Below are 11,348 nucleotides of genomic sequence, written 5' to 3'. Positions count from 1 at the left end.
ATAAGTATGTCAAGCCCGCGCCAGCGGTAATTTTGTCCCGGCGATAGCCCTGTCGTCGAGGACGGCATGCCGGAAGCGATAAAGCTTCGCCGGTCGGCCGCCCGTGTCGAGGGAGGTCTCCCCGGTCTCCTCAACAAGTTCCTGCTGCTCGACCAATCTCCGGAAGTTCGGCTTGTTGATCAGCCTGCCAGCCAAAGCTTCCACGGTTCGCTGCAGTTGCAGCAGCGTGAAGGAAGGCCGCATAAGCTCGAACACGACCGGCCGGTATTTGATCTTCGAACGCAGCCGCGCGATCCCGGTTGCCAGAATACGACGGTGGTCAGCGACCATTGGTTTGCCAGCCGCGGCCGCAATCGCGTCCCTGCCGCCACCGGCCTCCTCAATCAGACCAGCTTCATAGAGCAACTCGTAGCGTTGGAGCGTGAGTTCCTCGTTCCAATGGCGGTCGTCGAAGCCGAAGGCTATCGCAGCGCGCTGCCGGCGCTCGCGTTGAGTGGTCGGCTCGCTGGCGCCGCCGGCCCACTCAATCAGGCGGGGCCGCAATCTATCGAGCAGCACAGGCGGCGTGCCGAAGCGGTGGTCCTCCCAGGGAAAATATTCGTACCAACTTTGCCAGCCGCACGCGGCCGAGTTCGTTGCCTGTTCCTTCCTGGTCAATGCGAGATAGCTGATTGAGATGACGCGCTGGTGGCGCTCAGTGCCGATGCGATCGCGATCGGCGAAGGTGTAGAGTTGCTCGATGTATCCAAGTGCATGGCCGGTCTGCTGCTCCACCCACCCCCTCAAACCCGACTGCAGTGATCGATGCTCAAGGGCAAAAGGTCCAGAAGGGAGGGTGTCCGCATGACCGACTGTGAGGACACAGGGCTCACTGTCGTTTACGGCGACCACGACGGCAGTCAGGTCCACTTTGGCTTCGTCAGCTTTGACGGCGGCTTTGCCTTTCTTGGTTCTTCTTGTCTGAGGATCCATGTTTGCGAAAGCGGGTTGGCCCAACGGAGCGCCTTAATCGATTGAATGTAACCTTGGAAGCCAGCACGTCAACACCAGAGTACTCAAGCGCTGTTTTTAGCTCTTCGCAGTCGCACAAAAATATGCCAAACGCGACACCCGCTGTTGGTAACGTAAGGGAAGGGGCCTCGGTTGAGCGCGGCTGGTGAGATAAAAGGGATGACTCCTCCAGATATTCGATCGCGAAAAGGCCAGACGCCACTTGTATGCTTGACGGCCTACACCACGCCGGTCGCGAGGCTGCTCGATCGCCACTGCGACATCGTTCTTGTCGGCGACAGCGTCGGCATGGTGCTGCACGGCCTGTCGTCGACGCTGGGGGTCACGCTCGACATGATGATCATGCACGGACAGGCCGTTCGCCGCGGCCTTGAACACGCGCTGATGGTCGTCGACCTGCCCTTCGGTTCCTACGAGGAAAGCCCAGAGCACGCTTTCGGCAACGCTGCGCGCGTGATGGGTGAGACCGGTTGTTCAGCGGTAAAGATCGAGGGCGGCGAGACCATCTCGGAAACCATCCGCTTCCTTACCGCGCGCGGCGTACCTGTCATGGCCCATGTGGGCCTGACGCCGCAGGCGGTAAACACGTTTGGAGGCTATCGTGTGCAGGGCCGGGGAGCCGATGCAGAGCGGATCAGGCGCGACGCCAGGGCGGTAACCGAAGCGGGCGCCTTCTCCTTGGTGCTGGAAAAGATACCGGAGCAGCTTGCACGGCAGATAACCGCCGATATCGACATACCCACAATCGGCATCGGTGCCTCGCCAGCTTGCGACGGCCAGATTCTGGTGAGCCACGATATGCTCGGGCTCTTCACCTCATTTCGGCCGAAGTTCGTCAAACGCTATGCCGAGCTCGGTGAGCAGGCTGAGGCGGCAATCGCCGCTTACGCCACCGATGTGCGGAACCGGCACTTTCCGGCGGTCGAACATCTCTATGTCAACGCCTTGAAGGCCGGTGACTTCACATGAGCGTGCCGATCGCTCGAACCGTGAGCGAGCTGCGCGGCGTCGTTGCGCAATGGCGTCGCTCGGGTGCCACGATCGGTATTGTGCCGACCATGGGAGCCTTGCACGACGGGCATCTGAGCCTCGTGCGGAAGGCGCTCGAAAGGGCCGAGCGGGTGATCGTGACGCTGTTCGTAAACCCCAAGCAGTTCAACAGCCCCGCCGACCTGATTGCCTACCCTCGGACGGAAAGCGACGATGCTGCCAAGCTCGCTCTGCTGGGCACGCATCTGCTCTATGTGCCGGACACAGAGGAAATGTACCAGGTGGGCTTCGCCACGGCCGTTTCAGTGTCCGGCATCAGCGAATGCCTTTGCGGCGCATTCCGGCCCGGCCATTTCAATGGCGTGGCGACGGTCGTGGCCAAGCTCTTCCTGCAGGCCGGCGCTGACTTCGCCTTTTTTGGCGAAAAGGATTTTCAGCAACTTCAGCTTGTCAGGCGCTTGGTCCGGGATCTCGACATTCCGATCACTATTGTGCCCTGTCCGACAGTCCGCGAAGCCGATGGTCTTGCGCTATCGTCGCGTAACGTGCGGCTCTCCCCAGCCCAACGCGCCATTGCCCCAAAACTAGCATCGGTCCTGCTCGATACGGCCGAGCGGCTTGCACGCGGCTCCCCCATCCTGCCTACGCTTGATGAAGCGCGTGCAGCAATTCTGGCTGCCGGCTATCGCGAGCTCGAATACCTGGAGCTGCGCGGAGAAACAGACCTGCAATCGTTAGCAAGCCTTGACCGACCGGCACGCTTGCTTGCTGCGGCTTGGCTTGGCGACACGCGGCTCATCGATAACGTCGCAATATCACCCATCGGTAGTTGGTCAGGTGGGCGGAGCTCTCTCCAATCGGAAGCAGCACAGCAATTGCGGTGATGACGGCGGCGCGTCGTATGCCCTGCAGGGACAGGCCATCATTTAGAACCACGTCTCCGTCGGCTTCCAGCAACCTCCGCGAGGTACGCTAAGCGCAGATGCATCGCGTATTTGAAACCTTGGTCGAGCAACTCTCTGCAAGCGTCGATGCCGTCGATCTCCATGAGGCAATGGCGTCCGCCGCAGCCGGGTTCGACTTTCCGCTCTTCGCTTATTTCACCTACCCATCCGCTTCCGGCGACAGGCCGCGATTGATCTCGAATTATCCATCATCATGGACATCACATTACCTGCAACAGCGCTACCACAGCGTGGATCCCGTGATCCTGCGGGGACTGCGGGGCTGGGATACCTTCGACTGGGGTGTGGACCGCGATCACCGTTATTTGCCGACCTCTCAGCAGGAAGTCCTGGAAAAAGCAGCTGAGTTCGGCATTCGCGGCGGACTGACCATGTCGATGCATGATCATCGCGGCCGGTTCGCCGCACTGACCTTCGCCTCCAACGAGGCGCATCCGCCATTTCTGAGGTCGCTGACGCGCTACGAAAAAGCAATGCAACTGGTTGCGATCAACGTTCATATCCATGCCCGGCGCAGGCTCGCCGAAGATTGCGTGGTAGATGGCATAACGCTCACCCGGCGGGAGTTCGAGTGCCTGAAATGGGCGGCGTGCGGCAAGTCGGCCTGGGATATCAGCCAGATTCTCGGTGTCTCGAAACGCACCGTGACCTTCCATCAGGAAAACGCCAAGGCGAAGCTTGGCGTGCGAACCATCAACCAGGCCGTAGTGCGGATGGCTGCTCGGGCGAGATCCTGATCCTCTCCAAGTCTAGCTGTAAAGGTCTACAGGCTGCATTCATGACGGCTTTGCCCTTCGATTGCGTGGACACATCCCGCACGGAGACGACAATGATGCAGCTGATAACACCCGACTGCTACGCCGAGTTTGCGAGCGAACTCAAGGAAATGCACGGACTTAGGTATCGGGTTTTCAAGAAGCGGCTCGATTGGGAAGTGCAGACCGAAGGCGAAATGGAAACGGACCCGTTTGACAGCCTGAACCCCGTCTACCTGCTTCTCAAGGGGTCCGATTGGCGAACTTGCGGCTGCGTCCGCCTTTTGCCGACCACCGGACCGACAATGTTGCGCGATACGTTTCCGACGCTGCTGGATGAGATGGTGGTCCCTGCGAGTGCCGATATCTGGGAGAGTAGTCGTTTCGCGCTCGATCTCCCTGCGACAGCGCCGAAGGCAGCTGGCGGCCTGGCCCAAGCAACCTACGAGCTCTTCGCGGGGATCATCGAATTCGGCTTGGCCAACAATCTCTCCGGGATCGTAACGGTGACAGATACGCGCATCGAAAGGATCCTTCGTCTCGCCACCTGGCCGTTGTCACGTATCGGACAGCCCAAGCAGGTCGGCAACACCGAGGCAGTCGCCGGCTTCCTCGATATTTCCTACGCCAGTCTCTTGCGCATCCGCTGGAGGGGACGCCTCAACGGGCCGGTGTTGTGGCAACCAGTTCTCATCCAATCGGCATAGCGCCTGCGGATGCTCAGCCGTGACTTGAGTTAAGTCTGCTCACGGCCGCCACCGCCGCCGTGAGGGTGAGCGGACCCGCCCCCACGAGCTTTCGACTGTTCCGGTCGATTGGCTCGCGCGGCCGGACTTTGGATTTCCGTAGGCGCAACCCGCAGTCCAGCGTGAGCACGCCAAAATGGCGCCCCTCCGCTTCGTCCAAAGAAGCCAACGTGGCTTCTGAGGTCGTCTTAGAATATTGGACCGGCCGCCGTGAGCGATCGCAACCTCAAACCTTTGCCGGTATGCCGGTTTGGCCGGACCGTCGGCCAGTCGGAGCAGTCCCCTGATAAGGACCCGAGCTGACGCGCGGTCCAACAGCGCCCGAGCCTATGCTTTGTGCATTACCGTTCGGTTGGCCATGTCGTCCAAGACCGCATGAAGAAGGCTTCCAACCTCCTGCGCAGCGAGCTCTGGCGCAATTCCTACATCGGACAATTGAATGAGCATTTTCTTGGCAGCACAGCGCCAGAACGCACTCGCCGCCTCGCCGTTCTTGGTCTCGAGGGCCTGGGCGATACTTTCGACCAATATACGTCGCCGATGCAGCGGAAATACGCAAATGTTTGATTCATGCATCAATCACCTCACAGATTCAGTTCCACAAAGAAAAACACCGGCGTCTTCAAAAGAGCCCCGCTAGCGCGGTGACGGTTCGCGGCGACATGACGAGTTCCACTTCCCCATCGACAAGCTATTGGGAGATGAGCCGCCGGACCGCATATCCGGGACCGCACATAAGGTGAACCACCATTGCTCATCCGGCTGCATTTTCCTGGGCCGTTCGACGAGGCGTTCCAGCCGAATTGACGTCCAATGACTTGATCTCTGAAAGGGCAGGGCGGTACGAATCACCCGATTGTTCCGCTGCTTACATTCCTGCGAGCTTGTGTATGAACGATTAAAGCGTGCCCGAGCCGTTCTTGGTGGCCGCCGCAGAAGGGAATCATGTCATCCGCTGCCTATCGTAGGCGGCGCGACTTCTAGCATGACTGCACTGCCCCGACAGGGCTTTGCAATCGCGCGTTTCGAAGCCTATGCTTTGGCATCGGCCGGCATTTACTTCGGTGCAGCCGACAGTAAGACGTACGCGCTCTTGCCCCGTTGGAAGAGAGCCTTGCCCGATCCCTCTTTCGCGACCAGGTGCTGAAGCCCTCACCCCGCAGGACTTCGCGCTTTTGCGACCATCGCTGCATCACGTCGAACCGGGCATCAAGGACCAGTTGGAGGTCGCGCATCAGCCGATCAAGAACGTATATTTTCCCGAGAGGGGCATCGCGTCGGTGGTCGCCACCATGACCGGCGGGCGGCAAGGTGAAGTCGGCATTGTCGGCTATGACGGGATGAAAGGAATTGCCGTCATTCTCGGAAAGGAAAGCACTACCTGGCGCCTGCCGGTTGAAAACCTTCGCCCTGCGATTAGCCCGTCGCTTCGCACCTCAGTGCTGGATTATGCCCACGCGTTCCTCGTCCAATCATGCCGGACGGCACTGGTCAATGGCCACTCCAAGATCGAAGAACGGCTGGCCCGCTGGCAGCTGATGGTCCACGACCGTGCGGAAGGAGATAAGATCCTCCCGACGCATGAATTTCTGGCGACCATGCTCGCGCCCACCGCCCGGGGTCACCACGGCCCTGCAAATGCTTGAGTATCGAGGACTGGTGCACGCCAAGCGCGGCGAGATCACGATCATCGACCGTGCCGGATTGATAAAGCTCACACATGGCGCTTATGACAAGGAGGAGCAGCGTTATTTCGGCCTGGCCGCTGCCTGAAGCATGTCGGTTGAAACGGGTTCAGCCGACGTCTCCTTGCCCCTCACCAGGTCGCCCAAAAGCATCAGCGGTTTTGAACGAATCGCAGCTATTGTCCGCAATCGGACATAGGCTTGAAGGCGGTCGAATTCGTGCCATAAGTCGGGTTGGTCAGGGTTCAGGGAGGAATTCGTCATGACCAATTCGTTTCACACCGTCACCGTCGAAAAAGCCGCAGAAGCCTATGTCCTTTCCAGGGGAAGGGTCCGCTTTCTCTCCATGGCGCAGGCGATCCGCGCCATCCGAACACTAATGCCGGCATGCAAGGCCACCGACCGCGAGTTGGAGGAACTGTTGGCGGCCGCTTCCTTCGTTCATGGCGTGCCCGTCGCCTTCGACACAAAAACAGCCGATGGTGTAGAACCACGGCTGCATTCCTAAGAGGGCATGCCGCGCCATGCAGACTGTCAGAGGGCATTCGTCAGATGGTAGTCCGCTAACTTAACTGCAGAGTCTAAAGGACGTGTTCCAGCATTGCGAACTCACCGATCGCTTTGTTGCCAAAGCTGCCAGCAAGCGATCGCCTCATCCAGCCGTTTGCACCATCTCATCACAGACATCATCGCGATGCTACCTGTCCAGCATATGTCCAGCATTTCGCAAGGCGGCCAGAAGGAGCCTCGCATAGCCTGTGACATCGATCTGGGCCTGCATCGAAAGGGGCATGCTGGTCCAGTTCTCCAACGGTGCAATGAAAGGTGAGAAGGTGCCATTGACTAGGCAACAACAGCTAACAAGGCCCTCTCGGTCCAATGCCACCACACCGATCTTGTCGCCTGGATATCCAATGGCTGCGACTCGCTGGACCTCCAGGTCACCGTCCACCCGCACGTCAAAAAGAAGGCTACCACGGCTCCTCGTGGCTATCTCAGCCGCCTTCTCATCAAAGCTTGAAGAGAGCAAGCGGACGCTTTCCACCGCCATCTGGAAAATCACCAAATCCAGTTCATTCACGGCCATATGGGCATTTCCGCGCAACGGGTGGTGATTGCAATGACACATACTGCTTGTTCACAGATGTCGGTCACGAACGATCATTCGTCGGGTTCCGGTTCCGACCAACGGTGTCGCCACCTGATCGTGCTGCGGTTCGAACCTTCCGAACGCGAGCCGAGCGCGCTATGAGGTTGGAGTCTAGGTCTCGGACCCTGCCTCGCGGCCTTCTCATCTTTGGCAGACCCGTTGCAACGCCGCCGCGATGGCGCAAACGCCAGATGACGCTGATCCATCGCTTGATCGTGAACTGAGCTTCTGAACACCATTGGGACAGCAGGGTGGAAGGGCTTGACCAACGCTGCCCCCGTTTTCCAAGAGGACCCGTCCTCGATTGAATCTTTCGAGCCCCGTGCGGCGCGCAGCCAAATGATGACGATCTGGACTCAGCTCGCAGACCGCAAGGCAAAGAGGGAACCTTCCAGGCAGCCAAGCTGCTCGACGCAAAGAGCGGCCTTTGGAGTTCCCAAGAATCGACCCTTCCATAGTTGCGACAGGCAACCACTGCACGAGTGTGGGAGAGCGAATCGCAAGCATTGCGTGAGGTCCTGCGCGTTTTCCCCTCTTTGCTATTTGGCACATCGTTTGCGCCGAAGTGGGCGCAGCGTTCGACCGGAGCACTGCATGGGAGAGGGAGGAGCCCCACCCCGATCCGGTCAAGGAGAGAGACGGTGTTGGTTCCAAGAGTTCCCCGCGCGATCGCAGCGCCCCGCAAGCGCCATTTTGCCCGGACCTACGTGCAGGTACTTGCCGCCATAATCCTGGGTGCCGCAATCGGCTATTTCCATTTGGAGACCGGCCACAGCCTGAAGCCGCTCGGCGATGCCTTCGTCGATGTCGTCAAGATAATCACCGTACCTGTCATCTTCCTGACAATGGCGACCGGCATTGCCGGCATGAGCGATCTGCAGAAGGTCGGCCGAGTTGCCGCCAAGGCGATGGTCTATTTTCTCACCTTTTCGACGCTCGCTTTTGTTGTCGGGCTGATTGTCGCGAATATCGTTCAGCCTGGCGCCGGCCTCAACATCGATCCGGCCTCGCTCGATGTCCAAGCCGTTAAGGGCTATGTGGCCACGGCTCACGAGCAGTCCGTGACCAGCTTCCTGATGAACATCATCCCGTCAACGATTGCCAATGCCTTCGCGGAAGGCGACATCCTGCAAGTCTTGTTCCTCTCGGTCCTGTTCGGCGCGGTCTGCCGCTACAACGGCCGCTCGCTCTTCTCTCTCGTCCGATACATCAAGGACGAGCTGCTGCTCGCAATGTCCTCCTCAGAGGCCGCGCTGGCCTCGCTCATGGAGAAGATGGAAAGGGCCGGCGCCACGCATTCGGTCGTGGGTCTCATTCCATTCAATCTGGACGGCACGAATATGATGCTCGCCGCCCTTTTCATCGCCCAAGCGACGAAAACTGATCTCCCGATCGGCTGCCGGATCCTCATGCTGTTTGTCGCATTGTTCCCTTCGAACGGAACAACCCGCATTACCGGTGCAGGCCTCGTCACAATGGCTGCAACGCTCTTTCTTGTTCCGGCCGCACCGGTCACCTCCGTGGGGCTTATTCTTGGCGTCGATCAGCTTATGTCCGAATGCCACGCGCTGACGGTTTTTCTCCGCAGCGTAGCGGCAACGCTGGCTGTCACCCGGTCCGGGGCGAGCGGGATAAACGACGATTCGGGGAGCGCCTCACTAGCGGACCGTTCAGCGCTCCGGCGGTGGACGGTCAAGTCGCCCGGCGTGGTGAACACAATTCCCCGTGCGAACGACGCTCAGCTATTGGGGTGGACCCGATGGCGCAAAGCCGTATTTGAGAAACCGCCAGATCGCACCGGCACCTGTGCGCCTGTAGCAACTGCGGGGCACGATCAAAACTGACCCATTTTACACCAAAAAGGCGGCCGTTGCTGCCACGCCGTCCATGGATTGGAGACTCATGTCTAAGCCGACTGCCATCACTGTCGCAGCTCTTCTTTTACTCCTCGCCTTGCTGGCGAGCCAATATAGCGCGAACCTGCACCGGCAGGCGTGGTCGACCGACAGGCAAAAGTGGAGCGGCGCATTCGACAACGATCTCCTTCGCCAATCGCCGGCAACCCGCAAGGCGATGCCGTTCTGGTCATATTCAATGACTACCACAACTGTCCGCATTGCAGACTGGCTGATATCAACTACCAAAAAGCCTTCAAGCATGAACCCAATCTGAAGCTTGTGATCAAACAGTTCCCGGTCCTGGGACCGGATTCCCAATTCCCAGCCTTCGCCGCACTCGCCTCGAGAAAACAGGGAAAGTTCGACGAATTCCACCGCGCCCTTATGATTTCCCCCAGTTGAAGGGTCACTCTCAAGATCGCAGCGCGTGTAGGCCTTGACGTTGAGCAGCTCAAGCGGGAATGCAAGATCCGGCCATCGCAGATGAAATGCGCGGTCCGCGCACTCGCGAAAGGTCTGCACTTAGACGGTACGCCCGCGTTGGTGGTCGGCGATATAGTGGTCGCCGACCTTGTGGACATGGCCAGCTTGCAACGCTTGCATCGCCGATGCGCGCTCAAAGCGTGCTGGCTCTCGTGCGGGGCAGCATCTGTAGACCGGCCACGCTGTTGTTGCCGGAGCGTGCCGTTTGTGGCAGCTGGCTTTGCTGTCGCTCCTCGTAATCTTGTTGCGGTCATCCAGCTGCCGTGGGCGCCAACAACAATCCTGAGCGCCCGCGCCTGAAGTCGCTGGCCGGGTGCTCGTGAACCGAGCCCGCTTTTCTTCGGCAAGCTCAGGCGGTCTTGGCCCTGCGGCATCGCCCCCTGGCGCGGGGCAGCCTTCGGCTGCTGACGGTCGCCGGCCTGTCGGCCGGCGTCTTTCTATTGTGGCCTTCCCCCTGGCGCAGGGTGGGCAGCACTCCCTTCTAGGCCCGCCGCGGCGTCCCGCAACCCTTCGCTTGTCGCTTTCGGGTCCTCCACTCCGTTCCGGTCCTGCTGATGCAGTCCGCCTCCGACGGCGGGCCTTTCCGGTCGCTTTTGCCGCCCACCCCGCTTCCGGGGAGGGCGCGCGATTGTAGAGCGGAGGACATCACGATGCGTGCAAACAACAAACGTTGCGGCAGCCGACAGGCTGGCGCAGACAGTGGCGGGCGCACCGGCGCCAGCCTTTATCAGGAAATCACCGACCGCATCATTGCCGAACTGGAGCGCGGCACCGTGCCATGGGTCAAGCCGTGGGGCAGGGCAAGGACAGGCCTCGGCCTGCCGCGGAATGCGGCCACCCAGCGCCGATATTCCGGCATCAATATCCTGATCCTGTGGGGCGCGGTCATCGAGCGCGGTTTCCCCAGCCAGAACTGGCTCACCTTCCGGCAGGCGCTTTCGCTTGGCGGCAATGTCAGGAAGGGCGAGCACGGCACCACCATCGTTCACGCTGACCGCTTTGTTCCCAAGAACGAAAAGCAACGCGCCGACACCGATGGCGACGAACCGCAGGCGGTGCCCTTCCTGAAGCGCTTCACCGTCTTCGATGTCGCGCAGTGCGATAATCTGCCCGAACATCTTTACGCCGCCGGCGAGCCTCTGCCTGAGCGCGAGATGGTCCCGCAGGCCGAGGCGCTCATTCATGCAACCGGCGCTGATTTTCGCATCGGCGGCGAGCGCGCCTTCTACATGCCCGGCAGCGACACCATACAGGTGCCGCCGCAGCCGGCTTTCTTCCACCAGATCGACTATTACCGGACCTGCTTTCACGAGCTTGGACACTGGACCGGCCACCCGAGGCGACTCGCGCGCGACCTGTCCGGCTCCTTCGGGTCCAACACCTATGCGCGCGAGGAACTGGTCGCCGAAATCGCATCAGCCTTCATCTGCAGCAGTCTCGGCATCGAGCCGAGCGTGCGCCATGCCGACTACATCGGCTCATGGCTGACGGTTTTGCGCGAGGACAACCGCGCCATCTTCCGCGCCGCAAGCCATGCCTCGAAAGCCGCCGATTTCCTGCTTGGCCGCAATGTCGATGTCGAAGGCGAGGCACATGCCGAAACCGCCTATGGGAGCGCGCAATCCTCACACGCGACCGCCTTGCGCCTCTGATGACGCAAAGCCG

Annotated in this window: 13 protein-coding genes; 9 read left to right on the top strand and 4 right to left on the bottom strand. The window is 60.1% G+C overall.

Going from position 1 to position 11,348, the window contains the following annotated elements:
* Nucleotides 1–9: 9 nt before the first annotated feature.
* Complete coding sequence (locus tag EN852_RS17085; RefSeq protein ID WP_126063926.1) at nt 10–972, bottom strand: hypothetical protein; 963 nt, start codon at nt 970–972, stop codon at nt 10–12.
* A gap of 171 nt (nt 973–1,143) precedes the next feature.
* On the opposite strand from EN852_RS17085, the gene panB reads away from it, so the two are divergent.
* From panB to EN852_RS17065, 4 genes are all read left to right on the top strand, one after another.
* Nucleotides 1,144–1,980, top strand: a complete 837-nt coding sequence (panB, locus tag EN852_RS17080) for a 3-methyl-2-oxobutanoate hydroxymethyltransferase (RefSeq protein WP_126063927.1) — start codon at nt 1,144–1,146, stop codon at nt 1,978–1,980.
* Nucleotides 1,977–2,885 (top strand): pantoate--beta-alanine ligase, encoded by a 909-nt coding sequence (panC, locus tag EN852_RS17075; protein WP_024505565.1) that lies wholly within the window; start codon nt 1,977–1,979, stop codon nt 2,883–2,885. The genes panB and panC overlap by 4 nt, the downstream gene beginning before the upstream one ends.
* A gap of 98 nt (nt 2,886–2,983) precedes the next feature.
* Nucleotides 2,984–3,703, top strand: a complete 720-nt coding sequence (locus tag EN852_RS17070) for a LuxR family transcriptional regulator (RefSeq protein ID WP_126057768.1) — start codon at nt 2,984–2,986, stop codon at nt 3,701–3,703.
* A 92-nt stretch (nt 3,704–3,795) separates the two neighbouring features.
* On the top strand, nt 3,796–4,428 hold the full coding sequence (locus EN852_RS17065; RefSeq protein WP_126057769.1) for an acyl-homoserine-lactone synthase: 633 nt from the start codon (nt 3,796–3,798) through the stop codon (nt 4,426–4,428).
* A gap of 366 nt (nt 4,429–4,794) precedes the next feature.
* Here EN852_RS17065 and EN852_RS42365 read toward each other — a convergent pair whose 3' ends face one another.
* The gene (locus tag EN852_RS42365) at nt 4,795–5,043 is read right to left on the bottom strand and encodes a DUF6074 family protein (RefSeq protein WP_063169245.1); all 249 of its coding nucleotides are present in this window, start codon (nt 5,041–5,043) and stop codon (nt 4,795–4,797) included.
* Nucleotides 5,044–5,642: 599 nt separating this feature from the next.
* Between EN852_RS42365 and EN852_RS17055 the strand changes: the two genes are divergently transcribed.
* The 3 genes from EN852_RS17055 to EN852_RS17050 all read left to right on the top strand — a co-directional run bounded on the left by EN852_RS17055 (nt 5,643) and on the right by EN852_RS17050 (nt 6,660).
* Nucleotides 5,643–6,113 (top strand): hypothetical protein, encoded by a 471-nt coding sequence (locus tag EN852_RS17055; protein WP_245454734.1) that lies wholly within the window; start codon nt 5,643–5,645, stop codon nt 6,111–6,113.
* Nucleotides 6,106–6,240 (top strand): hypothetical protein, encoded by a 135-nt coding sequence (locus EN852_RS43185; RefSeq protein WP_256754986.1) that lies wholly within the window; start codon nt 6,106–6,108, stop codon nt 6,238–6,240. The genes EN852_RS17055 and EN852_RS43185 overlap by 8 nt, the downstream gene beginning before the upstream one ends.
* Nucleotides 6,241–6,414: 174 nt before the next feature.
* Nucleotides 6,415–6,660 carry a hypothetical protein gene (locus EN852_RS17050; RefSeq protein WP_063169243.1) on the top strand — a complete coding sequence of 82 codons (246 nt, stop codon included), beginning with the start codon at nt 6,415–6,417 and terminating at the stop codon, nt 6,658–6,660.
* A 189-nt stretch (nt 6,661–6,849) separates the two neighbouring features.
* Here the strand turns inward: EN852_RS17050 and EN852_RS17045 are convergent, their stop codons facing one another.
* Nucleotides 6,850–7,239: a hypothetical protein gene (locus EN852_RS17045; RefSeq protein WP_024505560.1), complete on the bottom strand. Its 390-nt coding sequence runs from the start codon at nt 7,237–7,239 to the stop codon at nt 6,850–6,852.
* Between the two features lie 707 nt (nt 7,240–7,946).
* On the opposite strand from EN852_RS17045, the gene EN852_RS17040 reads away from it, so the two are divergent.
* A complete protein-coding gene (locus tag EN852_RS17040; RefSeq protein WP_306462679.1) occupies nt 7,947–9,146 on the top strand; it encodes a cation:dicarboxylase symporter family transporter in 1,200 nt (399 codons plus the stop codon).
* 6 nt (nt 9,147–9,152) lie between these two features.
* On the opposite strand, the gene EN852_RS42360 is transcribed toward EN852_RS17040, so the two are convergent.
* Nucleotides 9,153–9,722, bottom strand: coding sequence for a hypothetical protein (locus EN852_RS42360; protein ID WP_245454735.1), 570 nt, complete (start codon nt 9,720–9,722; stop codon nt 9,153–9,155).
* Between the two features lie 611 nt (nt 9,723–10,333).
* Between EN852_RS42360 and EN852_RS17030 the strand changes: the two genes are divergently transcribed.
* Nucleotides 10,334–11,335 carry a zincin-like metallopeptidase domain-containing protein gene (locus EN852_RS17030; RefSeq protein WP_126059319.1) on the top strand — a complete coding sequence of 334 codons (1,002 nt, stop codon included), beginning with the start codon at nt 10,334–10,336 and terminating at the stop codon, nt 11,333–11,335.
* Nucleotides 11,336–11,348 lie beyond the last annotated feature (13 nt).

This window comes from Mesorhizobium sp. M2E.F.Ca.ET.209.01.1.1 (genome assembly GCF_004010375.2).
Taxonomy (GTDB): Bacteria; Pseudomonadota; Alphaproteobacteria; order Rhizobiales; family Rhizobiaceae; genus Mesorhizobium.
The sequence above is the reverse complement of the archived record's forward strand: the minus strand, read 5'-3'. Positions and strand labels throughout refer to the sequence as shown.